This window comes from Promicromonospora sp. MS192 (assembly GCF_049532985.1).
Classification (GTDB): domain Bacteria; phylum Actinomycetota; class Actinomycetes; order Actinomycetales; family Cellulomonadaceae; genus Promicromonospora.
In genome coordinates this window covers 4,844,532-4,868,451 of record NZ_CP186693.1, presented here as the reverse complement: position 1 = coordinate 4,868,451, position 23,920 = coordinate 4,844,532, and the positions used below count along the sequence as shown (strand labels likewise).

Annotated in this window: 21 protein-coding genes and 1 riboswitch; of the genes, 15 read left to right on the top strand and 6 right to left on the bottom strand. The window is 73.2% G+C overall.

The window, feature by feature from the left end; translation table 11 throughout:
- Positions 1–33 precede the first annotated feature (33 nt).
- Positions 34–327 carry a hypothetical protein gene (locus tag ACO229_RS21720; RefSeq protein WP_423462769.1) on the top strand — a complete coding sequence of 98 codons (294 nt, stop codon included), beginning with the start codon at positions 34–36 and terminating at the stop codon, positions 325–327.
- A gap of 6 nt (positions 328–333) precedes the next feature.
- Here the strand turns inward: ACO229_RS21720 and ACO229_RS21715 are convergent, their stop codons facing one another.
- Positions 334–972, bottom strand: coding sequence for a DUF1992 domain-containing protein (locus tag ACO229_RS21715; RefSeq protein ID WP_423462768.1), 639 nt, complete (start codon positions 970–972; stop codon positions 334–336).
- Positions 973–1,089: 117 nt separating this feature from the next.
- Between ACO229_RS21715 and ACO229_RS21710 the strand changes: the two genes are divergently transcribed.
- Positions 1,090–2,259 carry a pyridoxal phosphate-dependent aminotransferase gene (locus tag ACO229_RS21710; protein WP_397412249.1) on the top strand — a complete coding sequence of 390 codons (1,170 nt, stop codon included), beginning with the start codon at positions 1,090–1,092 and terminating at the stop codon, positions 2,257–2,259.
- On the opposite strand, the gene ACO229_RS21705 is transcribed toward ACO229_RS21710, so the two are convergent.
- Entirely contained in the window at positions 2,260–2,724 is a 465-nt protein-coding gene (locus ACO229_RS21705; protein ID WP_397429271.1) for a DUF6328 family protein, read from the bottom strand. It abuts the gene before it with no gap.
- 150 nt (positions 2,725–2,874) lie between these two features.
- On the opposite strand from ACO229_RS21705, the gene ACO229_RS21700 reads away from it, so the two are divergent.
- The 3 genes from ACO229_RS21700 to ACO229_RS21690 all read left to right on the top strand — a co-directional run bounded on the left by ACO229_RS21700 (position 2,875) and on the right by ACO229_RS21690 (position 8,287).
- Positions 2,875–4,428 carry a hypothetical protein gene (locus ACO229_RS21700; RefSeq protein WP_423462767.1) on the top strand — a complete coding sequence of 518 codons (1,554 nt, stop codon included), beginning with the start codon at positions 2,875–2,877 and terminating at the stop codon, positions 4,426–4,428.
- 341 nt (positions 4,429–4,769) lie between these two features.
- Entirely contained in the window at positions 4,770–5,534 is a 765-nt protein-coding gene (locus ACO229_RS21695; RefSeq protein WP_423462766.1) for a TetR/AcrR family transcriptional regulator, read from the top strand.
- A complete protein-coding gene (locus ACO229_RS21690) occupies positions 5,531–8,287 on the top strand; it encodes a PEP/pyruvate-binding domain-containing protein (protein WP_423462765.1) in 2,757 nt (918 codons plus the stop codon). The genes ACO229_RS21695 and ACO229_RS21690 overlap by 4 nt, the downstream gene beginning before the upstream one ends.
- Before the next feature lie 22 nt (positions 8,288–8,309).
- Here ACO229_RS21690 and ACO229_RS21685 read toward each other — a convergent pair whose 3' ends face one another.
- Complete coding sequence (locus tag ACO229_RS21685; protein ID WP_397412259.1) at positions 8,310–9,170, bottom strand: SDR family oxidoreductase; 861 nt, start codon at positions 9,168–9,170, stop codon at positions 8,310–8,312.
- A gap of 146 nt (positions 9,171–9,316) precedes the next feature.
- Here ACO229_RS21685 and ACO229_RS21680 point away from each other — a divergent pair, with 146 nt between their 5' ends.
- The 3 genes from ACO229_RS21680 to ACO229_RS21670 all read left to right on the top strand — a co-directional run bounded on the left by ACO229_RS21680 (position 9,317) and on the right by ACO229_RS21670 (position 11,319).
- Positions 9,317–10,003: a PAS and ANTAR domain-containing protein gene (locus ACO229_RS21680; RefSeq protein WP_423462764.1), complete on the top strand. Its 687-nt coding sequence runs from the start codon at positions 9,317–9,319 to the stop codon at positions 10,001–10,003.
- A 72-nt stretch (positions 10,004–10,075) separates the two neighbouring features.
- Positions 10,076–10,477 carry a DUF6766 family protein gene (locus ACO229_RS21675; protein ID WP_397412263.1) on the top strand — a complete coding sequence of 134 codons (402 nt, stop codon included), beginning with the start codon at positions 10,076–10,078 and terminating at the stop codon, positions 10,475–10,477.
- The gene (locus ACO229_RS21670; RefSeq protein WP_423462763.1) at positions 10,474–11,319 is read left to right on the top strand and encodes an endonuclease/exonuclease/phosphatase family protein; all 846 of its coding nucleotides are present in this window, start codon (positions 10,474–10,476) and stop codon (positions 11,317–11,319) included. The genes ACO229_RS21675 and ACO229_RS21670 overlap by 4 nt, the downstream gene beginning before the upstream one ends.
- A 15-nt stretch (positions 11,320–11,334) precedes the next feature.
- Here the strand turns inward: ACO229_RS21670 and ACO229_RS21665 are convergent, their stop codons facing one another.
- Entirely contained in the window at positions 11,335–11,745 is a 411-nt protein-coding gene (locus ACO229_RS21665; protein WP_423462762.1) for a VOC family protein, read from the bottom strand.
- Positions 11,746–11,959: 214 nt separating this feature from the next.
- Positions 11,960–12,340 carry a hypothetical protein gene (locus ACO229_RS21660; protein WP_397429277.1) on the bottom strand — a complete coding sequence of 127 codons (381 nt, stop codon included), beginning with the start codon at positions 12,338–12,340 and terminating at the stop codon, positions 11,960–11,962.
- 188 nt (positions 12,341–12,528) lie between these two features.
- Between ACO229_RS21660 and ACO229_RS21655 the strand changes: the two genes are divergently transcribed.
- The 6 genes from ACO229_RS21655 to ACO229_RS21630 all read left to right on the top strand — a co-directional run bounded on the left by ACO229_RS21655 (position 12,529) and on the right by ACO229_RS21630 (position 19,344).
- Positions 12,529–13,434 carry a LysR family transcriptional regulator gene (locus ACO229_RS21655; RefSeq protein WP_397412271.1) on the top strand — a complete coding sequence of 302 codons (906 nt, stop codon included), beginning with the start codon at positions 12,529–12,531 and terminating at the stop codon, positions 13,432–13,434.
- A gap of 64 nt (positions 13,435–13,498) precedes the next feature.
- A riboswitch (glycine riboswitch) is annotated at positions 13,499–13,615 on the top strand.
- Positions 13,616–13,741: 126 nt separating this feature from the next.
- A complete protein-coding gene (gene gcvP / locus ACO229_RS21650) occupies positions 13,742–16,705 on the top strand; it encodes an aminomethyl-transferring glycine dehydrogenase (protein WP_423462761.1) in 2,964 nt (987 codons plus the stop codon).
- Positions 16,706–16,792: 87 nt separating this feature from the next.
- Positions 16,793–17,962 carry a glycine cleavage system aminomethyltransferase GcvT gene (gcvT, locus tag ACO229_RS21645; RefSeq protein WP_423462760.1) on the top strand — a complete coding sequence of 390 codons (1,170 nt, stop codon included), beginning with the start codon at positions 16,793–16,795 and terminating at the stop codon, positions 17,960–17,962.
- A 34-nt stretch (positions 17,963–17,996) separates the two neighbouring features.
- Positions 17,997–18,368, top strand: coding sequence for a glycine cleavage system protein GcvH (gcvH, locus tag ACO229_RS21640; protein WP_397429280.1), 372 nt, complete (start codon positions 17,997–17,999; stop codon positions 18,366–18,368).
- Positions 18,369–18,555: 187 nt separating this feature from the next.
- On the top strand, positions 18,556–18,780 hold the full coding sequence (locus tag ACO229_RS21635) for a helix-turn-helix domain-containing protein (RefSeq protein WP_397412279.1): 225 nt from the start codon (positions 18,556–18,558) through the stop codon (positions 18,778–18,780).
- Between the two features lie 144 nt (positions 18,781–18,924).
- Positions 18,925–19,344: a (deoxy)nucleoside triphosphate pyrophosphohydrolase gene (locus tag ACO229_RS21630; protein WP_397429281.1), complete on the top strand. Its 420-nt coding sequence runs from the start codon at positions 18,925–18,927 to the stop codon at positions 19,342–19,344.
- On the opposite strand, the gene ACO229_RS21625 is transcribed toward ACO229_RS21630, so the two are convergent.
- Positions 19,345–20,160: a 2-phosphosulfolactate phosphatase gene (locus ACO229_RS21625; RefSeq protein ID WP_397412283.1), complete on the bottom strand. Its 816-nt coding sequence runs from the start codon at positions 20,158–20,160 to the stop codon at positions 19,345–19,347. It lies immediately after the preceding gene.
- A 155-nt stretch (positions 20,161–20,315) separates the two neighbouring features.
- On the opposite strand from ACO229_RS21625, the gene ACO229_RS21620 reads away from it, so the two are divergent.
- A complete protein-coding gene (locus ACO229_RS21620) occupies positions 20,316–23,918 on the top strand; it encodes a phosphodiester glycosidase family protein (RefSeq protein WP_423462759.1) in 3,603 nt (1,200 codons plus the stop codon).
- Positions 23,919–23,920 lie beyond the last annotated feature (2 nt).

Sequence of the window (23,920 nt, the reverse complement as noted above, 5' to 3'; positions counted from 1 at the left end):
CGCACCGAAGCAGGGCACGAGGGGCGATGCGCAATGACAACGCACCAGGAGACGCACCACCGGGCCCGCCGGGGCGGCCCGTTCCTCGCCCGCGGCGAGGTCGTCGTCGGGATCGTCGCGGCCGTCCTCGGGATGCTGATCTCGCAGGGAGCGGCGGAGGGCGTGACGATCGCCGGCTGTCTCGCCATGGCCGCCGGTGCGGTGTCCGGCAGGTTCGGGGCGACGTGGGGCCGGATGGCCGCGGCCGCGGGGCTCGGGTTCGCGCTCGGTTCCGTGCCCTACTGGCTGGCGACCACGGTGGTCATCGTGACCACGTACGGGTTCTGACGGTCCTCACCAGAACTTCCACCACGGCCTGTCGCCCGACGTCGGGTCACGGGGCGGCGCCGCGGTCGTTTCCGTGCGCGCCGCTCGCCGTGCCGTGCGCCGCTCCGCCCACTTCCGGACCTCCTCGTCGACATCGCGGGTGGGCGTGACCACGGGCGGACCGCCCTGGAGCTGGCGGCGGGCGTCGACCACGCGGGCGTTGAAGTCGGCGACGATCTCCCGGACGCGCTGCTCCATCACCTCCAGGTCCAGCCTGTGCTCCAGCTCGGCGCTCTCCGTGCGGAGCTGCGCCGCCGGCAGCACGCCGGTGATGTTCTCCCGCTCGATCAGGCCCTTCACCCACCAGTCCGGGTCGTGGGTCCCGGTCAGGCCCGGGATCGGCTTGCCCTGCAGGGGCAGGTTGTCGAACTCGCCGCGCCGCATCGCCTGGTCGACGACCACGTCGACGTAACGGGCGCGCTCCTCGGATGTCATGCTGCCGGGCCGCTGGGCCTCGTTCTCCGGTGCGCCGTTCTCCGGTGCGCCCTCGGCGGAACCGTCCGGGTCGGGCGCGGCGCGTTCCGCGGCCGTCTCCCGGTCCACGCGGTACTGCGCGGCCCGGCGGATGGGGTCGTTGTCTGCGTCGTCGAGCGATCCCGGCGCCATGGCGCCACGTTACAACTTTCACAAGCGACCCGGGAAGGGTGGCGAGGACGACAACGGCGGGCCATCGATCGGGGATCATCGCCCCTGGGCCCCACGCAGTGGGCGATGATGGGCGGCATGAAGGTCTCCCGCCGGTCCCACGTGCCCCCGTTCGCCGTCATGGAGGTGCTCGCCGCCGCCAACGCCCGCCGTGCCACCGGCGCGGACGTGCTCAACCTGTGTGCGGGGGAGCCGTCGACCGGGGCGTCCGACGTGGTGCGGGAGCGGGCCATCGCCCTGCTCCGTGACGGCAACCTGGGATACACCGAGGCGATGGGCGTGCCCGCGTTGCGGGCGGAGATCGCGGGCCACTACCGGCGCTGGTACGACGTCGACGTCGACCCCGCGCGGATCGCCGTCACCACGGGATCCAGCGGCGGCTTCGTGCTCGCGTTCCTCGCGGCGTTCGACGTCGGCGACCGGGTGGCGCTCGCCCGTCCCGGCTACCCCGCGTACAAGAACATCCTGTCGGCGCTGGGCTGCGAGGTGGTGGAGCTCGACTGCGGCCCCGAGACCCGCTACCAGCCCACCGTCTCCCAGCTCAACGAGGCGTACTACGGCGGCGGGCTCGACGGCGTCATGGTCGCCTCGCCCGCCAACCCGACCGGCACGATGATCACGCCCGCCGAGCTGGGCGCGGTCGCGGACTGGTGCGCCGACCACGACGTGCGCCTGATCAGCGACGAGATCTACCACGGCATCGCCTACTCGGACGAGGTGGCCCAGGCGACGGCGGCCACGTTCACCGGCCAGGGCGCCGTCGTCGTGAACTCGTTCTCCAAGTACTGGGCCATGACCGGCTGGCGGCTCGGCTGGCTCGTGCTGCCCGACGAGCTCGTCGGGCCCGTCGACGCGCTCGCAGGCAACGTGGCGCTCTCCCCGCCCGCGCTGGCGCAGCAGGCCGGCATCGCGGCGTTCACTCCGGAGGGCTACGCTGCGGCGGCCGAGAACGTGGCCCGGTACGCGGCGTCGCGCACGCTGCTGCTCGACCGGCTGGGCGAGCTGGGCTGGCGCCCCGTCGCGCCCGCCGACGGTGCCTTCTACCTGTACGGGAACATCTCCGCCTTCGGCCTGGACTCCGTCACGTACTGCGCCCGGCTCCTGGCGGAGGCCGACGTCGCCATCACGCCCGGGACGGACTTCGACGGCGAGCACGGACGGGACTGGGTGCGGCTGTCGTTCGCGTCGTCGCTCGACACCGTGACGCGGGCGGTGGACCGCATCGTGGCCTGGCACAAGACGCTCTGATCACCGGCGCCGCCGTAGCGCCTCCGGGAAGGCCACCCAGAGGATGCCCAGCACGACGAGCACGCTCGCCCCGGCGACGATCCCGGCGGTGCGCCCGACCACGACGTCGAACACGAGCAGGGTGGCCCCGGTCATGACCAGGGCGAGCACGCCGAGGGCCGCACGGGTGATCCGGTCGGCCAGGGTGACGATGTTCCGCTTCATCTGCTTGCGGAACAGGGACCGGTGCACGCTGACCGGCGCCACGATGAGCGCGGTCGCGACGACCGACGTGATCACCAGGATCAGGTAGACGATGCGCTGGTAGTCGTCGAGATCGGAGAAGCGGGACTGGAACGGCAGCGTCAGCAGGAAGCCCGTCAGGATCTGCACCCCGGTCTGCATGACGCGCAGCTCCTGGAGCAGCTCGTTCCAGTTCCGGTCGGCGCGCTGCGCCGTGGACTCTCCTCGTTCGTCGGCATGCATCGACCCATTGTCGCAACTGTCGCGTAGGTCCGACCGGGCGAAAAATTTCACCCGGTCGCATCACCGCCTCCCGTGGCCGGGCCTGGTCGCCCGGGAGAACATGCCGCTGGGGCGGGACGCGTCCGCGTCCCCCGGACGAGGGGCGTGCGCGTGAAGAGATCAAGGATGCGGGTGTCGCTGGGTGTGGCGCTCGGGGCAGCACTGATGGTGGCCGGCGCCGTGGCGCCGAGCGTGTCCGCGGAGCCGACGGCGACGGTCTCGCCCGGGCCGTCGGGCACCGCGACGATGACCGCACGGGCGGAGAACGTGGCCGTCACGGCCAAGATCTCGCTGCCGCCGGGGTCGTCCGTGAACGGTTCCATCACCGGGACGCTCACCATCACGCACGACGGGACGTCCGCGGCGATGAAGTCGGGACGGATCACGATGGTCGACCCGGACGGCCGGGAGCTCATCGGTGAGCAGTTCGTCCCGTCCGGGACGGCGAACGCCTGGACCTCCACGGTCCCGCTGCCCGACGACGCCGCACCGGGGATCTACGACGTGAGCCTGTCCGCCCGGGTCGCGATCACCACGGCCAGCGGCGTCACCGAGGTGCCGATCCAGACGGAGACCCCCGTCTCGGTGCCCTTCCGGGCGCAGCGGAACATCCCGCTCATCTGGACCTCGCCGGCGAGCGCACCCGCGGGCTCGACGATCTCGGTCCACGGCGCCGCCAACATCAGGAGCCTCGGTACCGGCGAGTACGAGCCGGCCACCGGCCAGGAGGTCAAGCTGTACTTCGACCCCGAGGGCTCCGCGCCGGAGGCGCTCCGGGCCACGCTCACGACCGACTCGCGCGGCTACTTCACGAGCCGGCACAAGCCCGGTGGGTCCGGCAAGTGGCGGGCCGAGATGGCGCAGACCGACACGGGCGCGCGGGCGGTGTGGACCATCACCTCCGCGGAGCGTGAGCGCAACACGACGCTGCGGCAGGGTCAGGTCCGCGCGACGCAGGGCGACTACACCGCGGGCGACCACCTGATGACGCAGGACGTCGTGGTGGGGCTGGCCCCCGTGAGCCGCCGGGTCGACGTCGGCAGCCTGGGCTTTACCATCGGCGGGACCTCCGGCTGGGTCAGCGCCGAGAGCCAGCGCGGCGAGGGCAGCTACCCCAACGGCTACCGGATGCAGCGCGAGCTGGTGCACTCCGGCATCGGCACGAGCCATGTGACGCTGACCTTCAACCCGACTCTCCCGGCAGGTGTGTACGACATCGGCATCCGGGACGAGATGAAGGCCTGCTCGGCGCCGGACTGGGACGGCCTCGAGGGCGGCACCAGCAACTGCATCCACGACGTGCTGGTCGAGGACCCGACGGTCACCACGATCGTGGTCAAGCGGGCCAGCACCACCACGGTGACCGCGTCCGCGACATCGGTCCCCGGACCGCAGTCCATCAACCTCAGCGGTGGGGTCCGCAAGGTGCAGCTCGTCAGCGGCGGCAGCGCCCAGGACCGCCCGGCGCCGAACACGTCCGTGCAGATCTGGTTCGACCCCGCGGGCACGGCGGAGCCGGTCCTGAAGAAGACGGTGACGACGGGCTCGAACGGCACCTACTCGACGTCGGTCTCCGCGAGTGCGACCGGCAGGTGGATCGCGAAGTACCCGGGCACCAGCCTCCAGGCGCCGTCTCAGGCGTCGGTGAACGTGACGGTCGGCTGACCCCGGCTTTCCCCTGAGCGCCTCCGTCCGGCCGTGTCGAACGACACGGCCGGACGGAGGCGCTCTTGTCGTGCGGGGCTCCGGGTGGCGGGTTCGCTCGGTGCCGCAGCGGCTTGTCCCGCGAGGGTGCGTTGCTCTGTGTAGACGATGTCTACCGAGAGTGACTGACTCCCGCGAGGGTGCTTCGTCAGTGGTGGTCGAAGGTTCCACAGCTCGCGCCCCGCTCCGAACCGGCAGGTCACGGGCGCATTGACGGTCTCGGCGCGTGGAGGCTACCGTGCAGGCATGACCAGATGAACGAATCTGGTCATATTTTCAGAGTCGGCGGAAGGGGCGACGGCATGGAGGCCACACAGACCACCAGGCGCCCGGCAGCCGCGCGCCGGCGTGCCGAGCGTGCAGAGCGGATCCTCGCCGCGGCCACGGAGCTGGTTCTCCGCTGGGGCTACGACAAGACCACCATCGATGACGTCGCCCGGCTCGCCGGAGTCGCCAAGGGCACCATCTACCTGCACTGGAGCAGCCGCGAGGAGCTGTTCGCCGCGCTCATGCGGTGGGATCGGGCCCAGATGATCGGCGCGGTGCGCCGGGAGCTGCGGGATCATCCGGAGACCGCGACCCTCCCTGGTCTGTTCGGTCACCTGGCGCGCGAGATCCACCGCCGCCCGCTGCTGCAGGCCGCGCTGGTGCAGGACTCCGCCGTGCTCGGCAAGCTGGTGGCCCGCAAGCGCACGAGCACCACGACGCCCGAGATGGTGGTCCCGTTCGGCGAGTACCTCGCCGCGCTCCGGGAGCGCGGCATGGCGCGTGCCGATCTGAGCGTCGAGGACCACCTCACGGTGATCGCCGCCGTGCTGCACGGCTCCCTGTTCTCCGTGCGGATGATGCCCGACTCCCTCCGGGTGTCCGACGAGCGCACCGGCGAGCTCGTCGCCGACATGCTCGTCCGTGCGCTCGCGCCGGAGCGCGAGCCGTCCGAGGCGGACCGTGCCGTGTGCGCGGACGCCACGCGGGCGTTCGTCGACCGGGCCTACGCGGTGGCGCGGGCCAAGCTGCGGGAGTCGCTCGGCGACGACCTTCCGCCCGATGAGGAGGAGACCTCGTGAGCACCGACGTCACGCACTCGTTCACGCTGCCGCTGGCGGACCCCGGGGCGGCGGCGCTGACGACCACCGGCGGCAAGGGATCGTCGCTCGCCCGCCTCGCCGCGGCCGGGCTGCCCGTGCCCGGCGGGTTCCACGTCACCACCGACGCCTACCGCGCGGCCGTCGCGGGTGCGTCGCAGCGGGAGATCGTCGCGGCGACCCGCGACGTGGACCCCGAGCGACCCGAGACCCACGCAGTCGCCGCGGCCCGGATCGCCGCCGTGTTCGCGGCCCTGGAGATCCCGGGGCCCGTGGCCGAGGCCGTCCGGGCGGCGTACCGGGGCCTGCACGGCGCGGCGGCCCCGGCGTCCGGCACACCCGCCACGGCCGACGGCACACCCGCTCCGGCGCCTGGCACACCCGCCACGGCCGACGGCACACCCGCTCCGGCGCCTGGCACACCCGCCATGGCGGACGGCGCACCCGCCGCCCCGGCCGCGTCCGCCGCGTCTGCCGCACCCGCCCCGGCGGACGATGCCGGCCCCGCCATCGCCGTCCGATCGTCCGCCACGGCCGAGGACCTGCCGGGCATGTCCTTCGCCGGCCAGCAGGACTCGTTCCTGAACATCCGGGGCGAGGACGCGCTGCTCCGTGCGGTACGCGACTGCTGGGCGTCCCTGTGGACGGCGCGTGCGATCGGGTATCGCGCGCGGCACGGCATCCCCGCCGACGAGGTCGCGCTCGCGGTGGTCGTGCAGCTCCTGGTCGACGCGGACGCAGCGGGCATCCTGTTCACCGTCGACCCGATGACGGGGTCACGGGACCGCGTGCTGATCAACGCGGCATGGGGCCTGGGCGAGGCGGTGGTCGGCGGGCACGTCACGCCGGACACGTTCCTCGTGGCCCGGGTCGGCGGAGCGGTGGAGCGCACGGTGAGCACCAAGGACGTCCGCACCGTCCGGACGGCCGGCGGCACACGGGACGAGCCGGTGCCCGCCGCGCTCCGGGACCGCCCGTCGCTCACCGACGAGCAGGCGGCGGGTCTCGCCGCGCTCGGCGTCCGCATCGAGGAGCTCTACGGCGTGCCCATGGACGTGGAGTGGGCGCTGCACGACGGTGTCCCGGCCGTGCTCCAGGCCCGACCCGTCACGGGAGCGGCCGGGCAGGCACCCGTGACGGAGGTGTGGAACGACAGCCTGCTCGGCGACTTCCTGTGGACGAACGCGAACCTGGGCGAGGCCCTGCCGAGCGTGATGACGCCGCTGACCTGGTCGCTCGTGCAGATCTTCATGCGGCACGCGATGGCCGAGACGGACATCGGCGTGCCGGCCTACGGGACCATCGGCGGCCGGTTCTACATGAACCTGAGCACCACCGAGACGGTCGCTCGCGCCCTCGGGATGCAGAAGACGATCGACGCCGCGTACCGGGAGGTGTTCGGGCGGCTCCCGGGTCAGCCGGAGATCCCCGTGGCCCCGATCGGCCGCGGGGAGCTGATCCGCCGGCTGCTGCCGATGGTGGGGCGCAACCTCACGTCGCTGGTGCGCGACGTGCGCGCGCTGCCGGGCTTCCTGGCCACCGCGGAGGAGCGGGGCACCGCCCTGCGCCGGCGCGCGGCCGAGATGGCCGGGCCGCAGGAGCTGGCGGCCTTCTGGCGCAGGGAGCTCGGTCCCTACCTGGTCGAGTCGTCCCGGGCGTTGCGCGGGGCGAGCCGGCAGGACGGCACGGCGCTCCTGACCTTGCGCAGGGACCTGCGGCCGCTGCTCGGTGACGTGGACACCGAGACGCTGACGTCCGGGCTGTCGACCGGTACTCGAGGGCTGGCCAGCATGGACACGCTGCTCGGCCTGCGGCGGGTGGCGCTGGGCGAGCTCGACGCGGAGACCTACGTGTCCCGTTACGGGCACCGGGGCGTCGACGAGTTCGAGGTGTCCGTGCCGCGCCCCGCCGAGGATCCGGGCTGGCTCGGCCGGCAGCTCGCCGCGGCGGCGGAGACCGACGTCGACGCGCTGCTCGCCCGGCAGGAGGAGGCTCGTGCCGCCGCATGGGCGCGGCTGGAGCAGCGCTCGGCCCGTACGGCGGCGTCCGTGCGGAAGAAGTTCGACCGGTGGGCGCGGAACGCGCGCGACCGCGAGATCGCGCGCTCCGAGGTGATCCGCACGTTCTGGGCACTGCGCGTCTTCGCGGTGCGCGCCGGCGAGCTCACGGGGCTGGGCGACGACGTCTTCTTCCTGGACGTCGACGAGCTGCTCCAGGTGCTCGACGGCGGTGCTCCGCCCCGCCAGCGCGTCGCCGTCCGCCGGGCCACGTACCAGCAGTACCGCGACCTGCCCGCCTACCCCGCCGTGATCCGCGGCAGGTTCGACCCGGTGCGGTGGGCGGCGGACCCGGCACGCCGTACCGACGTGTTCGACGAACACGGCGAGGCGGCCCCGGCGAGCGACGTGGTCCGAGGGTTCCCCGGTGCGGCGGGTGTGGTCGAAGGGGTGGTCCGGGTGGTGCCCTCGGTGGACGACGGCGCCGCGCTCCAGCCCGGGGAGATCCTCGTCACGACCGTGACGAACGTGGGCTGGACGCCCCTCTTCCCCCGCGCGGGCGCCGTCGTCACCGACGTGGGCGCACCCCTCTCGCACGCCGCGATCGTGGCCCGGGAGCTGGGTATCCCCGCCGTCGTGGGGTGCGGCAACGCGACCATGCTGCTGCACACCGGGGACCGGGTCCGCGTGGACGGCGAGCACGGGACGGTCGAGGTCCTGGCGCCGGCGGCGGGCTAGGACACCGCGCTAGAACACCGAGCTAGAACACCGGGCGACCGCCCGTCACACCCAGCACCGTGCCGGAGACGTACGACGCAGTCACCGGCGACGCCAGGAAGACGAACGCGGGCGCCACCTCGGCCGGCTGCCCGGCACGGCCGAGCGGGGTGTCGGCGCCGAACGACGCGACCTTCTCCTCGGGCTGTGTGGCCGGTTGCAGGGGAGTCCAGATGGGACCCGGGGCCACCGCGTTCACGCGGATGCCGCGCGGCCCGAGCTCCGCGGCGAGGTTGACGGTGATGTTGTTGATGGCCGCCTTGGTGGCGGCGTAGTCGAGCAGCGAGGTCGACGGCTGGTAGGCCTGGATCGACGAGTTGTTGATGATCGCGCTGCCCTCGCCGAGGTGCCCGAGCGCGGACTGCGTCAACCAGAACAGCGCGTACAGGTTGGTCTTGAGCACCCGGTCCAGCTCGTCGGTGGTCACGTCCTCGACCGACTCGCGCCGCGCCATCTGGTACCCGGCGTTGTTCACCAGCACGTCCAGGCCGCCCAGCTCCCCGGCGGCGCGATGGGCGACGCCGCGCGCCGTGGCCTCGTCCCGCAGGTCGCCCGGCAGCAGGGCGCACTGCCGGCCCGCGCGGTGCACCCATTCCGCCGTCGTCCGTGCGTCCTTCTCCTCCTCCGGGAGGTAGGAGAGGGCGACGTCGGCGCCCTCGCGGGCGAAGGCGATGGCGACCGCCCGCCCGATCCCGGAGTCGCCACCGGTGACCAGCGCCTTGTAGCCGACCAGCTTCTCGCTGCCGACATAGCTCGCCTCGCCGTGGTCCGGCGTGGGCACCATCCGGTCGGTCGTACCGGGCGGGTCCTGCTGCTGCGGGGGAAAGGGCTGGTCCTGGCTCATGGAGTCCTCCGTCGTCCTGCGGGCATGTCCAACCGACGCGACGGCCACTTCTCGACCTGCTGTCCACGCTATCCGTGCCGCTCATGGGTCGCACGTCCCGTACTCTTCGATCACCATCCGCGAACCTGCCCCCTGGGAGGAACCTCGTGAGCTCTGGACAGCCACCTGTCGAGCGCGTGTTTGACGGCGCCATCGAGGAAGCACTCGTCGGCGGAAGCCGTCCTCCCGTCGGTCGATACCGGCTCGACCTGGCGACGGGAGAGTGGGCGTGGTCCGACGAGGTGTACGTGATGCACGGGTTCGAGCCTGGGCAGATCGTGCCGACCACGCCGCTCATGCTGTCGCACAAGCACCCGGACGACAGGGCCCGCGTGGACGGGGTCCTGCGGCGTGCTGCCGAGACCGGGCAGCCGTTCAGCTCCGTGCACCGGATCCGGGACGCGCACGGTGCGACGCGGACCCTGGCCGTGACGGGCCAGGGGCGGCGTGACCCTGCGACGGGGCGGGTGGTCGAGCTGTTCGGCTACTTCATCGACGTCACCGAGTCGCACCGCGAGGCCGCGGCACGTGAGGCGACCGCCTCGATCCAGGCGTCGGCCGAGCGCCGGGCGGTGATCGAGCAGGCCAAGGGCGTGCTCATGGTGGTGTACGGGATCGAGGAGGAGGAGGCGTTCGAACGCCTGCGGCAGGCGTCCAACCTGGCGAACATCGCCGTGCGGGACATCGCGCAGACCCTGGTACGCCTCTTCTCCGGGCCCGGCGTGACCGTCTTCCCGACGCAGGAGGCGATCGACGGGTTCCTGAGCGACCCGGTTCTGCCGGGCGTCGACTGACGTACCGGCCTACGTTGGGGGGACAGGCGTCCCACGTGCGGGGACGCCCACCGGCGACGGCCAGGAGGCGTGATGAGCGACGCGAGGACCGACGAGGCGAGATCTCGTCCGGTGTTCTGGAAGGCCTACTCGTTCGGACTGGTCACCGGGGCGTTCTTCCTGGTGTCCTGGGTCGGACAGTTCGTGTTCCAGGCGATCAGGTTCGGCAACGAGGCGAGCGACCAGGGGCTCCCGTTCTCCTGGGTCGAGTACTGGCCCGACTTCCTCGCCTCGACGTTCGAGAACTGGCAGTCCGAGTTTCTCCAGCTCATCTGGCAGGCGGCGGGGCTCGGGCTGTTCTACTTCTGGGGTTCCTCCCAGTCGCGCGAGGGTGACCAGCGTCTCGAGGCCAAGGTCGACGCGCTGCTCCGGGAACGCGGGATGGACCCGGTGGAGATCGACCGGCAGACCCGCAAGATCGCAGAGAGCGAATGACGCAGGTGCGCGTCGCCACCTTCAACGTCCAGCACGGGCTCGGCCCGGACGGCCGCGTCGACAACCACCGCCTGGCGGACGCCGTCGCGGCGCTCGACGCCGACGTGGTCGCGCTGCAGGAGGTGGACCGGCGGCAGGCGCGGTCCGGGGGAGTGGACCAGGCCAGGCTCTGCGCGACGACGGCGGGCGCGGTCGACCACCGGTTCCTGCCGGCGCTCACCGGTCCCTTCCGCTACCCCGGCGTGCGCCGCCGGGCCCGTGCCGCGGAGCCTCCCGAGACCCCGGGCTACGGCGTCGCCCTGCTCTCCCGCTTTCCCGTGCGGCACTGGCGCGTGCTGCTCCTGCCCCCGGCCACGCCGTGGGTCTGGGGCCGGGTGCAGCTCGGCGCCGACGAACCCCGGGTAGCGCTCGCGGCGCAGGTCGACGCGCCGTCGGGCCCGCTCACGGTGGTCTGCACGCACCTGAGCGTGTACCGGTTCCCGACGGTGACCTGGGCGGGCGGTCTGGCGCGGCGCGCAGCCGGGTACCGCCCGGGGAGTCCCGGCGAACGGCACGCGGATCGTCAGCTCGCCCGTCTCCGGCAGTGGCTCACGGCACTGTCCCGGCCGCTGGTCGTCCTCGGGGACTTCAACCTCCGCGCACCGGCACCCGCGGACCTCACCGGGTGGCGGTCGCTCGCCACGGCCGACACGTTTCCCCGCCACGACCCGCGGTTCCAGATCGACCACATCCTGCTGGACGAGGCGCCGGGCGAGAGCCGGGTCCGGTCCGTCGCCGGCCGGGCGGTCGACACGGGCGTCTCGGACCACCGGGCCCTCGTGGCGGACCTCGACGTCCGCTGAGGCGGCCGGCCGAGGTCAGCCGACGAAGACGCAGAACGGATGTCCCATCGGGTCCGCGAGGACGTGGAGCGGCTCGTCCGGGTCGTCCGACCGGTCGTGGAGGAGGGTCGCACCCAGGGCGACGGCGCGGTCCCGTGCCGCCGCGAGGGCGGCGACGTCGGGCACCGTGGTGTCGAGGTGGAGCTGCTGCGGCACGCCGGGTTCGGGCCAGGTGGATCGTGGCAGCTCGTCGACCTGCTGGAACGCGAGGGACACGCCGTCGTCGTTCCGCAGGACGAGCCAGTCGCGGCCCTTCGGGTCCGGCTCGCCCTCGGGCGGCGGCTCGTCACCCGGACGGTAGTGCAGGCCGAAGAGCTCCCGGTAGAACTCGGCGAGAGCGCGGGCGTCGGTGGTGTCCAGCACCACCTGTCGGATGCGCGGGTTCATGGTTCCAGCGCACCACATCCGGCGCGGGACGCAAGGTCGCTCCGCGCCGGACAGGGCCGGGCGACCCCGGACAGGGCCGGGCGACCCCGGACAGGGCCGGGCGACCCCGGACAGGGCCGGGCGACCCCGGACAGGGCCGGGCGACCCCGGACAGGGCCGGGCGACCCCGGACAGGGCCGGGCGACCCCGGACGGGCCGGGCGACCCCGGACGGGTCAGGCGGCCTCGGCGTAGGCCCGGTGCGTCACGACGGGCCGCTCTGCGGTCTCCGCCGGCTCTCGCTCCGCGGTGTTCTCGACGACGGTGTTCTCGACGACGGACAGCGTGGCCGCCTCGCCCGCCGCGCGCCGCTTGGCGCGGAACACGGTGAAGAGCGCGTTCGCGCCGATCAGGATGGCGGCGATGTTGGACGCCGCGGACGGCCAGATGCCGTTCACCGCCGCCACGGTCAGCAGTGTCCCGGCCGCCAGCACGTTCGTGCACTGGAACGCGAGCGAGTCGGCGCTCCAGCGCCCGCGGCTGACCATGGCGTAGGCCACGAGGCCGGCGAGAGCGCCGACCCAGCCGAGGGCGGTGACGACCAGCATGAGGGACATGGCGATACTCCTGGGGATGTGGTTCGAAACGATTCGAGGATCGGCCGGAGGTCGAGTGCCGGGGATCCGTGCAGGGGTTCGGCGGTCTCGGTCCGGAACTGGTCCGCTCGCCGCCAGGATCAAGCATGAGGCACACCCTGCGTTCAGCACAATCGAATGTTCGTGACTCCGGGATGTAGCATCGCTACATGGCCACCGACCCGCGAAGACTCGCTTTCCTGCTCGCCGTGCACCGCGCCGGAGGGGTGCTCGCAGCAGCGGACCTGCTGCACGTCACCCCCTCCGCCGTCTCGCAGCAGATCGCCCGGCTGGAGGCGGAGGAAGGCATCGACGTGCTGGACCGCGGGCCCCGCGGAGTCACCCTCACGCCGGCCGGCCGGGTGCTCGCGGAGGCCGCCGAGCGGATCGAGGCCGAGCTGGTCCAGGCCCGGCAGGCCGTGGCCGCCCTGGAGGGCGAGCTCACGGGCCGGGTGTCCGTCGGGTCCATCCAGACGGCGATCCGCACGGTGGTCGCGCCGGTGCTCGTGTCGCTCGGGGAGCGCCACCCGCACATCGAGGTCGACGTCCAGGAGTACGACCCCACCGACTCCGTCCGCCGGCTGCGGGCCGGTGACCTGGACGCGGTGGTGCTGGAGCGCGACGTCGAGGTCGACGCGCCCGCCCCGCGCGGTGCCCACGACGTGCCCCTGCTCGACGAGCCGTGGCGCATCGTGGTGCCGACGAGCCTGCCCGAGCCCGAGCGCCTCGACGACCTGGCCGCACTCACGTGGGTGGGCCCGCAGGCCGGGTCGGCGGCCGAGCGCGCCTCCACCCGCCTGGCGGCCCAGCTCGGCACGACGTTCGAGATGCGCCACTCCTACAACGACTTCGACACCGCGATCTCGCTCGTCGCCGCCGGTCAGGGCATTGCGATGCTGCCCGCGCTGGCCCTGCAGCAGGAGGTGCCCGACGGCGTGGCCGTGGTCGCCCTGGCCGGTCTCGGCTCGCGGCGGCTCGTGGTGCGGCACCGGCAGAACCGGCACGAACCCGGTCCCATCGTGCGCGCCGTCGTGGACGAGATGGTCGCCGCGGCCCGCGAGATCGACCTGGGGTAGCCGCTCCGGCCAGAAGGCGGCCCGGCTCACAGTAGGCTTGGCCGTACAACAGAACACGCCGCCATCAACCGCGACGGGAGAGTCCGGTCCGCGCCGCCGTCCCACGACGACGCCGCAGCCGGCGCCGAAGGAGCAAACCCCTCCCCGGGAATCTCTCAGGCCCCAGTACCGCCACGGTGAGGCAACTCTGGAAAGCGAGCCGTCCCGCCGTCGGGCAGGAGGGCTCCACCGACGGTGCAAGCCGGCGCGCCCCGTCCCGCGAGGGAAGGCGGACCGGCAAAACTCTCAGGTCGACGCGCTGCGTCCGATGACAGAGCGGGGAGGGACCGCAGTCGTCCCCACGCCCTCGGACAGCCAGGAGCCCGCCGTGAGCACGCCCCACAACCCCGACGTCTTCGCCGACCGGCACCTCGGCCCGCGCGGCCGTGAGGTCCGCACCATGCTGGACCAGCTCGGCATCGACACGATGGACACCCTCGTGGACCGGGCGGTCCCCAAGGCGATCCGCACCCAGGCCCCCCTGAACCTGCCGGCCGCCCGCACCGAGGCCGAGGTGCTCGCCCACCTCCGTGAGCTCGCGGGCAAGAACCAGGTCAAGACCCAGCTCATCGGTCAGGGCTTCTACGGCACGCACACGCCCGCCGTCATCCGGCGCAACGTGCTGGAGTCGCCCGCCTGGTACACGGCCTACACGCCCTACCAGCCCGAGATCAGCCAGGGCCGGCTCGAGGCGCTCCTCAACTTCCAGACCGCGGTCGAGGACCTCACGGGCCTCGAGATCGCCAACGCCTCCCTGCTCGACGAGGCGAGCGCCGTCGCGGAGGCCGTCGCCCTGATGTGGCGTGCCTCGCGCGCGAAGGAGGGCTACGTCGTCCTGGACGCCGACCTGTTCGGCCAGTCGCTCGCCGTCGCGGGCGGACGCGCCGAGGCGATCGGCCTCCCCGTCGTGGTCGCGGACCTCACGCACGGCCTGCGCGCAGGCCTCGACCAGGCCGTGGCGGACGGCGCGACGCTCCCCGCCGGCCAGCTCGTCGGCGTGGTGGTCCAGCAGGCGGGTGCGTCGGGCCGGGTGCTCGACGCGCGCGGCGTGGTGGCCGAGGCCAAGGAGGCGGGGGCGCTCGTCACCGTCGCGACCGACCTGCTCGCCCTGACGCTGCTGGTCAGCCCGGGGGAGCTCGGCGCCGACATCTCCGTGGGCTCCGCCCAGCGCTTCGGCGTACCGCTGTTCTACGGCGGCCCGCACGCCGCTTACATGGCGGTGAAGAAGGGCCTGGAGCGGCAGCTCCCCGGCCGGCTGGTCGGCGTCTCGATCGACGTCGACGGTGCCGCCGGGTACCGCCTCGCCCTGGCCACCCGCGAGCAGCACATCCGGCGGGAGAAGGCCACGAGCAACATCTGCACGGCCCAGGCCCTGCTCGCCATCGTGGCCAGCATGTACGCGGTCTACCACGGACCCGAGGGACTGCGGGCGATCGCCGAGCGCGTCCGGACCCGGGCCGTGACCCTGGCCGCCGCCCTGCGGACCGCCGGCGTCACCATCGAGCACGACACGTTCTTCGACACCGTGCGCGCCGTGGTCCCGGGCAAGGCCCAGGAGATCGCGCGGGCCGCCGCCGACGCGGGCTACAACCTCTTCGTGCCCGACGCCGACCACGTGCAGATCAGCACGGACGAGACCACGACGCCCGCGGACGTCGAGACCGTCGCGGCCACGATCCTGGACGTGCTGGGCCTGACCCCGGCGCCCACCATGGAGGCCGGCGGGACCCTGCCCGCCGAGCTGACCCGGACGACGGCGTACCTGACGCACCCGATCTTCCACAGCCACCGCTCCGAGACCAGCATGCTGCGCTATCTGCGCAAGCTCTCGGACAAGGACCTGGCGCTGGACCGCACGATGATCCCGCTGGGCTCCTGCACCATGAAGCTCAACGCGACCGCCGAGATGGAGGCCATCTCCTGGCCCGGCTTCGCGGACATCCACCCGTACGCCCCCGTCGACCAGACGCAGGGCTACACCGAGCTCGTCACCGCGCTGGAGGCCCAGCTCGCCGAGATCACCGGCTACGCCGCCGTCTCGGTGCAGCCCAACGCCGGCAGCCAGGGCGAGTTCGCCGGCCTGCTCGCGATCAAGGGGTACCACGCCTCCCGCGGCGAGGAGCACCGCGACATCGTGCTCATCCCGGCCTCCGCGCACGGCACCAACGCGGCGTCGGCGGCGCTCGCGGGCCTGCGCGTCGTGGTCGTGGCCACGGCCGACGACGGCGAGATCCTGCTCGACGACCTGCGCGCCAAGCTCGACCAGCACGGCGCCCAGGTCGCGGGCATCATGATCACCTACCCCTCCACGCACGGCGTGTACGAGGAGCACGTGCGCGAGGTCTGCGACCTGGTGCACGAGGCCGGCGGCCAGGTGTACATCGACGGCGCCAACCTGAACGCGCTGGTGGGCCTGGCCAGGCCGGGCGAGTTCGGCGGCGACGTCTCGCACCTGAACCTGCACAAGACGTTCTGCATCCCGCACGGCGGCGGCGGCCCGGGCGTCGGCCCGGTCGCGGTGGCCGAGCACCTGGTGCCGTTCCTGCCGGGTGACCCGACGCCGGGCCTGGACGCCGGCTCCGGCTCCGGTGGCACCCCGGTGTCCGCCACGCGCTACGGCTCGGCCGGCATCCTGCCGATCTCGTACGCCTACGTGGCCCTGATGGGGCCGGACGGCCTGACCGAGGCGACCAAGGCCGCCGTCCTGACCGCCAACTACGTGGCGAGCCGCCTCGACCCGCACTTCCCCGTGCTCTACACGGGTCCCAACGGGCTGGTGGCGCACGAGTGCATCCTCGACCTGCGCAAGATCACCGCCGAGACCGGGGTGACCGCCGAGGACGTCTCCAAGCGGCTCATGGACTACGGCTTCCACGCGCCCACGCTCGCGTTCCCCGTGCCGGGCACGCTCATGGTGGAGCCCACCGAGTCGGAGGACCTGGCGGAGCTCGACCGGTTCATCGACGCGATGATCGCCATCCGCGGCGAGATCGACGCCGTCGGCGCGGGTACCTGGCCGCGCGACGACAACCCGCTGCACAACGCGCCGCACACGGCGGCGTCGGTCGTGGCGGACGAGTGGGACAAGCCGTACTCGCGCGAGCTGGCGGCGTTCCCCGTCGCGTCGCTGCGCGCGACCAAGTACTGGCCGCCGGTGCGCCGCATCGACGGCGCCAAGGGCGACCGCAACCTCGTGTGCGCCTGCCCGCCGGTCGAGGCCTTCGCCGAGTGACCTGCCAGACCAAGCCGGGGTTGCCGGACGCGCCGGTCACCCGGGTGGCCCGCGCGTGCGACACGCCGCCGACGAGAGGATTGATCCATGGGTGAGGACCGCACGACCCCGCTCCACGACGAGCACGTGGCGCTCGGTGCCTCGATGACACCCTTCGGCGGCTGGCTCATGCCGCTGCGGTACACGTCCGACCTGGCCGAGCACCGTGCGGTCCGCGAGGCCGCCGGGTTGTTCGACCTGTCGCACATGGGCAACATCGAGGTGACCGGGCCCGACGCCGCGGCGTTCCTCGACCACGCGCTCGTCGGCTGGATCTCCAAGGTGCGCCAGATGGGTGCGCGCTACTCGATGATCTGCGCCGAGGACGGCAGCGTGCTGGACGACCTGATCGTCTACCACAAGGCCCCCGGCGTGTACTCGGTCGTCGCGAACGCCGCCAACGCCGCGGTCGTCCTGGCCGCCTTCCGGGAGCGGACGGCCGGCTTCGACGTGACCCTCGACGACATCCAGCCCGGCCAGGCGCTCGTCGCCGTCCAGGGGCCGCGCGCCGCGGAGATCATGCGCGCCACCACGGGCCTCGTGGAGGACGCCGAGATCTCCGGCGGCACCGCGTTCGCCGACCTCAGGTACTACGCCTGCATGGGCATGCGGTTCGAGGGCGAGCCGGTGCTCGTCGGCCGGACCGGGTACACGGGTGAGGACGGGTTCGAGATCTGGGTCCCCGCCGGGCACGCCGTCGCCCTCTGGCGTGCGCTGCGCACCGCCGGCGAGCCGTTCGGCCTGGTGCCGGCCGGTCTCTCGGCCCGCGACTCGCTGCGCCTGGAGGCCGGCATGCCGCTCTACGGTCACGAGCTCGACACCACGACCACGCCCTTCGAGGCAGGTCTGGGCCGTGTGGTGCGCCTCGACAAGGAGACGGAGGACGGTACGCCGATCCCCTTCGTCGGCCGGGACGCCCTGGCGGCGCGCAAGGGTTCGGCGCCCGCCCGCGTGCTCGTGGGGCTGCGCGGCGAGGGCCGGCGCCCCGCACGCGCGGAGTACGACGTGGTGCTGCGAGGCGAGGGCACCGAGCCGGGCACGCGCGTGGGCCGGGTCACCTCGGGTGCTCCGTCACCGACGCTCGGCTACCCGATCGCGCTGGCCTACGTGACGCCCGAGGTGTCGGCCGAGGGCACCGAGCTCGCGGTCGACGTGCGCGGGCGGGCCGAACCGTTCGTGGTCGTGCCCGTGCCGTTCTACCGTCGTCCCCAGAACTGAACCCCCTCCCTCCTCAGAACCGCAAGGAGCTGTCATGGCCGACTTCCCCGAGAACCTGAAGTACACCACCGAGCACGAATGGCTGGACGGGTCCACCCCTGCCGTCATCGGCGTGACCGACGTCGCGGCCGAGGCGCTCGGCGACGTCGTCTACCTGGAGCTGCCCGAGGTGGGCGCGACCGTCGAGGCCGGCTCCGTGGTAGGCGAGATCGAGTCCACCAAGTCCGTGTCCGAGCTGTACTCCCCGGTCAGCGGGACCGTCGCCGAGGTCAACACCGAGGCCGTGGACAACCCCGAGATCGTGAACGAGGACCCCTACGGCAAGGGCTGGCTCTTCAAGGTCGAGGTGACCGGGACGGGCGAGCTGCTCACCGCCGCCGAGTACGCCGCGCACACCGGGAACTGATCCCGGAGATTCCCTACCGCCCCCGGACCGCCACGGTGCGTGTCCGGGGGCGGCTTGGTCTCGGAACGGTAACGGTCAGATTTCTCTGTCAGAACCGCGTCATGAACCCCATGCAGAGCGCTTTACCTCTTAGCAGCATCCGTAGGCCGGAACCCCAGAACCGGCCGCTGTGTGGAGGAAAAAGATCATGAGCGCGATGACCCTAGACCACCGTGTGCCCAGTCTCACCCGCCGCGAGCGCGTAATCCTGGCGAACCTCAGCGAGGACGCCACGCTCGAGCAGATCGCTCGGCGCCTGTACGTCACCCGCAACACGGTGAAGACGCAGGTCCGCAGCGTCTACCGGAAGCTCGGCGTGTCGTCGCGCGCCGAGGCGATCGCGAAGGCTCACGAGTTCCAGCTCGCCGACTGAGCCGAGACGGAGCCGCCGGCTCAGGCGGACAGGACTTCGGCGACGGCGCCCTCCCCAGAGGCGCCGTCGCCGTGCTGTGTCCGGCCGGTCTTGTCCCTGCGATGCGCCGCACGCCGGCCCACCGTGGGTGGGAGACTGCTCGGCATGCAGGAGACCCTCATCGACGTGGTCGCCGCGGCGATCGTGGACGACCTCGACCGGCCCACCCGGTTGCTCGCCGCCCGTCGTTCGGCCCCGGCGGCACTCGCCGGCCGGTGGGAGCTGCCCGGCGGCAAGGTGGAGCCGGGTGAGGACCCGCTCGACGCGCTGCACCGTGAGCTCGGTGAGGAGCTCGGCGTGACGGTGTCCGTGGGTGCGGAGCTTCCGGCGTCCGACGGCGGCGCGTGGCCGATCACCGCCACCCACCGGATGCGGGTCTGGTTCGCGACTCCGGTGCGGGGTACGCCCGCGCCGCTCGAGGACCACGACGAGCTGCGCTGGCTCGGCGCCGGCGAGCTGGGCGACGTGCCCTGGCTGGACGGTGACGTCCAGATCATCGAGGCCCTGAGCCGCCACCTCGCCTGATCAGCGGGCGTTCGCCGACACCCGGTTGCGGGCCGCGGCCGCCCGGTGCCCGAGCGGCACGAACGCACCGTCCATCAGCACCGGCACCACGTCCGTGGCGTCCAGGTCGGTGGCGATCGTGACGTCGTCGGCGAACCCGGAGTCGAGCAGCTCCCGGCCGCTCGCGGAACCGCCCACGAAGTCGACCACGTCCTTGGTGCCCTTCCAGAGGGTCGCGGTCGCCGCGGTCTCGGGGGAGATGCTGATGCCGGGCAGCATCGACGTGAGGCGGGCCGCGATCGCTCCGACCGCGAGGTGGTCCTCCAGCGCGGGACGCAGCGTGTCGTCCGGCCACCGCTCACCCACGGGGACCAGCACGACGTCGTGCCGCTCGGACGCGTCCAGGTGCGCGGCCGCGAGTCCGGCCACGGCCTTCGCGTTGCGCAGGCTGCCCGCGACGATCAGGGCGCCCCGGTTGGCGATGGTGTGGCAGATCTGGGCCGCGCCCGGCGACGGGAGCACGAGGCGCTCGGCGTCGAGGTCCTGCAGCGAGGCGGGGGAGATGCTGATGCCCTCCTCCCACCGGGGTCCGGCGAGCGCGGCGCGCATGGTGCGAGCCAGCCGGGCCGCGCCGGCGGGATCGTGGTACGGGAACGGGTAGACCCCCGCGCCCTGTTCGCAGGCGACGGTGACCGTGGTCGAGAAGGAGAGCACGTCCACGACGACCACGAGCGACGAGCGCGCATCGGTGGCAGTGAGGGCGAGTGCGCCGGAGATGCCCCAGTCCGTGCGCACACGGGCAGGACGCTGGTCGAAGGCGGGGGACGTGTTTGCCACGAACGCATCGTAGTGTCACCCGGACTCGCCCCTGTTTCGCGCTCAGCGAACAACGTTGCGGTTCGGGCGCTATTCACACTCCGGCCGCCGGGTCATAACCTCGCCGCGCCACGCTGCCGCAGGACGCTCCCCCGATGCCCCCAGAAGGAACGAGCATGCGACGAGTCATGCCTGCAGCGCCGTCGGCGCTGCCGCGCAATCCCTTGACCAGCGCGTTGACCTGCACAGTTACTGCCGCACTCCTCCTCGGCCCTACGGCGGGTGCCGCCGCGGCGCCGCTCCCCGGCCCCGAGGACGTGCCCCGGTCGAGCGCCGCGCTGGCCGCCCCGGCGCCGTTCGCGAGCACCCCGCTGCCGGCGGGCGGGCCCGCCGAGAATCCCCCGGAAGTCACCCACCTACCGCTCGACGACGAGGGCGACGCGATCGTCACCCGGCGCCAGGAGCAGCGCATCGCGCCCGGCCTGGAGCTCACCCGGTTCGCACGGATCAGTGCCGACGGCTGGCTGAGCGGCGAGGTGCTCGTGGCCGATCTCGCCGCGGACGCCGGGCAGCGCGGAAAGGTGCAGGTCGGCTACGTGGGGCCGGAGCACATCGCCGGCAACGCCACGGTGTCCCAGATGGCCGCCTCGCGCGGCGCCGTGGCCGCCATCAACGGCGACTACTTCGACATCAACAACTCGGGTGCCGCGCTCGGCGCCGCCGTCGACGACGGGACGCTGCTCAAGTCGGCCTCGCCCGGCCGCGAGCGGTCCGTGGCCATCGGGTCGGACGGCGTGGGGCGGCTCGCGCAGCTCTTCCTGGAGGGGGCGGTGCGCTGGGCCGGTGCCGAGGTGCCCGTGAACGGCCTGAACGTCACCGCGCTCCCCGCCGGGGGCGTGGCCGTGTACGACGCCGCGTGGGGCGCCTTCACCCGGACCCGTCCGCTCGCGTCCGGCGAGCAGGGCGTCGAGGTGCAGGTGGGTCCGGACGGCACCGTGACCGCCGTCGGGCAGCCGGGCGCAGGACAGCTTCCCGACGGCACGCGTGCCGTCGTGGCCCGGCCCGGTGCGGCGGCCGACGCACTGGCCGGCCTGCAGGTCGGGGACCGGGTGGACGTGGCGTACGGCCTGCGCGAGGACGCGGGCGAGGTCGCCGTCGCGATCGGGGGCGGGACCGAGGACCCCCTGCTGGAGGACGGCGAGGTCACCTCGGCGACCGGCGACCACGTGGAGCTGCGGCACCCGCGGACCGCGATCGGCTTCGACGAGTCGGGCACCCGCGCCTACCTCGTCGTGATCGACGGCCGGCAGACCCACAGCACCGGCATCGACCTCTACGACCTGGGCGAGCTCATGGCCCAGCTCGGTGCCGACGACGCGATCAACCTCGACGGCGGCGGCTCGACCGAGATGGTCGCGCGGTTCCCCGGCGACACGGGCACCACCATCCTGAACAGCCCGTCCGACGGCTACGAGCGCGCCGACGCGAACGGCCTGGGCCTGTTCGTGCCCGCTGGCTCCGGCCGCGTCGCGGCCTACGACGTGCGCACCACCGTCCCGGCCGCCGACGCCGGTCGCGTCTTCCCGGGCCTGCACCGCACCCTCACCGGCAAGGGGTACGACGACGTCATGGCGCCGGTCGCCACCGAGCCGTCGTCGTGGCGTGCCCGGGGGTCGGCGGCGTCGGTGCGCGACGGTGTCGTCACGGGACGTCGGCCCGGCACCGCGGTCGTGACCGCCGCATCCCTGAGCCGCTGGGGCCTCGCCACCGGCAGCACGGAGATCGAGGTGCTCGGCGACCTGGTCCGGACCGGGGTGGACACCCCGGTGATCGGGCTGGAGAACGGCGACGCGACCGCACCCCTGGTGCTCACCGGGTACGACGCGCAGGGCTTCTCCGCGCCGGTCGAGGCCCGCGATGTCACGGTCACCGCGGTCGAGCCGGGTGAGCCCCGGATCGCCGGAGTGCGCGCGACCCGCGAGCCGGTGGCGGAGCTCGTCCCCGCCGCCGACGGCTCCTTCACCGTGCGGGCGCTCGCGGACGTGGGCGCCACGACCTTCGAGCTGTCCGTCCGCGGGCGTGACGGCGGGACCTTCACGACTGAGGTCGCGGTGACCGTGAGCCTGGAGGAGGACGTGGTCGCGGACTTCGCCGACGCGGCCGCCTGGACGTCGGCGCACGACCGCGCCCCGGGCGGTTCGGTTGCCGCCGCGGCCGGGTACGACGGCGCGGCCGGCCTGCGCCTGACCTACGACTTCACGCGGTCCACGGCCACGCGCGGTCAGTACGCCGTGCTGCCGGAGGCCGCGGCGGGCGGGCGTGAGCTGCCCGGCGCGCCGCGGGCCGTGACCCTGTGGGTGGACGGCGACGGGAACGGCGCCTGGCTGCGGCTCCAGGTGCGGCAGGGCGACGGCGTGGTGACGCAGCTCGACGGCCCTGAGGTCACCTGGACCGGCTGGCGGCAGGTCACCTTCCCCGTGCCCGAGGGCGTCGCCTTCCCGCTGCGGTTGCAGCGGGTCCGTGCCCTGGAGACCACGGCGGGCGAGCAGTACGCGGGCGCGCTGACGCTCTCGACGATCGCGGCCCAGGTGCCGCCCGCCGTGGACGCGCCCGAGGTGCCGCGCGTCGAGGACCCGGTCGTCGTGGCCGACGGCGCGACCGACCACGCGCCGCTGCGGGTGGCGGTCATGTCGGACGCCCAGTTCGTCGCGCGCGACCCCGGATCGGGTGCGGTGGCGGGGGCGCGGGACGCGCTGTCCGAGATCGTCGCGGCCGAACCTGACCTCCTGGTCATCAACGGCGACCTGGTGGACGAGGCCTCACCCGAGGACTTCGACCTCGCCCGGCGCGTGCTCACCGAGGAGCTCGCGGATGCGGACTTCCCCTGGTACTACCTGCCCGGCAACCACGAGGTGATGGGCGGCTCGATCGCCAACTTCGAGGCGGAGTTCGGCGAGCGGACCCGTGTGCTCGACGTGCCCGCGCCCGGCCGGCGCGGCGGCACGACGCGGCTCGTCATGCTCGACTCGTCCTCGGGGCGGCTGGGCACCGACTTCGCGCAGGTCCGGATGCTGCGCGAGGCCCTCGACGACGCCGCGGCCGACCGCGCCGTCACCGGGGTGCTGGTGTTCGCCCACCACCCGCTCGACGACCCGCTGCCCACGAAGGCGAGCCGGCTCACCGACCGGCTGGAGGCGGACACGCTGCGCGGCTGGTTCGAGGACTTCGAGGCGGCGTCCGGCAAGTCGATCGCCTCGGTCGGCTCCCACGTGGGCGTGTTCCACGCGAGCACCGAGGACGGCGTGCAGTACCTGGTGAACGGCAACTCGGGCAAGAGCCCGGCCAGTACGCCGGCCGACGGTGGCTTCACCGGGTGGTCGATGCTGGGCGTCCGCCCGGCGCAGGGCACGGCGTCGGGCTCCCGGGATCCGTGGCTGGAGTGGGAGGTCAGCACACGCGCCGAGAACGTCACCGTCACCGGACCGCGGTCGCTCGGGGTCGGTGAGTCGGGGGCGGTCGGCGCCGTCGTGCTGCAGGACGGGACGCGCGAGGTGCCGGTCGCATGGCCGGTCTCCGCGACCTGGGGCGGCGAGGGTGTGTGCGTCACGGACGAGCGGGGCCGGGCCGCCCTGCGGGAGTGCCCGCGCGGTGCGGTGCTCGCCCTCGACCCCGCCACCCACGAGGTGACGGCGCTGCGCTCCGGCGAGGCCACCGTGCGGGTCACGGTCAACGGGCGCGCGGGCGGGCTGGCCGTCACCGTCCCGCGGGCCGGACGGTAGAT

What these genes read in the sequence shown, in the direction of transcription:
- ACO229_RS21720 (WP_423462769.1), top strand. Translation starts at nt 34, where the DNA reads ATGACAACGCACCAGGAGACGCACCACCGGGCCCGCCGGGGCGGCCCG.
- ACO229_RS21715 (WP_423462768.1), bottom strand. Translation starts at nt 972, where the DNA reads ATGGCGCCGGGATCGCTCGACGACGCAGACAACGACCCCATCCGCCGG.
- ACO229_RS21710 (WP_397412249.1), top strand. Translation starts at nt 1,090, where the DNA reads ATGAAGGTCTCCCGCCGGTCCCACGTGCCCCCGTTCGCCGTCATGGAG.
- ACO229_RS21705 (WP_397429271.1), bottom strand. Translation starts at nt 2,724, where the DNA reads ATGCATGCCGACGAACGAGGAGAGTCCACGGCGCAGCGCGCCGACCGG.
- ACO229_RS21695 (WP_423462766.1), top strand. Translation starts at nt 4,770, where the DNA reads ATGGAGGCCACACAGACCACCAGGCGCCCGGCAGCCGCGCGCCGGCGT.
- ACO229_RS21685 (WP_397412259.1), bottom strand. Translation starts at nt 9,170, where the DNA reads ATGAGCCAGGACCAGCCCTTTCCCCCGCAGCAGCAGGACCCGCCCGGT.
- ACO229_RS21675 (WP_397412263.1), top strand. Translation starts at nt 10,076, where the DNA reads ATGAGCGACGCGAGGACCGACGAGGCGAGATCTCGTCCGGTGTTCTGG.
- ACO229_RS21670 (WP_423462763.1), top strand. Translation starts at nt 10,474, where the DNA reads ATGACGCAGGTGCGCGTCGCCACCTTCAACGTCCAGCACGGGCTCGGC.
- ACO229_RS21665 (WP_423462762.1), bottom strand. Translation starts at nt 11,745, where the DNA reads ATGAACCCGCGCATCCGACAGGTGGTGCTGGACACCACCGACGCCCGC.
- ACO229_RS21660 (WP_397429277.1), bottom strand. Translation starts at nt 12,340, where the DNA reads ATGTCCCTCATGCTGGTCGTCACCGCCCTCGGCTGGGTCGGCGCTCTC.
- ACO229_RS21655 (WP_397412271.1), top strand. Translation starts at nt 12,529, where the DNA reads ATGGCCACCGACCCGCGAAGACTCGCTTTCCTGCTCGCCGTGCACCGC.
- gcvP (WP_423462761.1), top strand. Translation starts at nt 13,742, where the DNA reads ATGACAGAGCGGGGAGGGACCGCAGTCGTCCCCACGCCCTCGGACAGC.
- gcvT (WP_423462760.1), top strand. Translation starts at nt 16,793, where the DNA reads ATGGGTGAGGACCGCACGACCCCGCTCCACGACGAGCACGTGGCGCTC.
- gcvH (WP_397429280.1), top strand. Translation starts at nt 17,997, where the DNA reads ATGGCCGACTTCCCCGAGAACCTGAAGTACACCACCGAGCACGAATGG.
- ACO229_RS21635 (WP_397412279.1), top strand. Translation starts at nt 18,556, where the DNA reads ATGAGCGCGATGACCCTAGACCACCGTGTGCCCAGTCTCACCCGCCGC.
- ACO229_RS21630 (WP_397429281.1), top strand. Translation starts at nt 18,925, where the DNA reads ATGCAGGAGACCCTCATCGACGTGGTCGCCGCGGCGATCGTGGACGAC.
- ACO229_RS21620 (WP_423462759.1), top strand. Translation starts at nt 20,316, where the DNA reads ATGCGACGAGTCATGCCTGCAGCGCCGTCGGCGCTGCCGCGCAATCCC.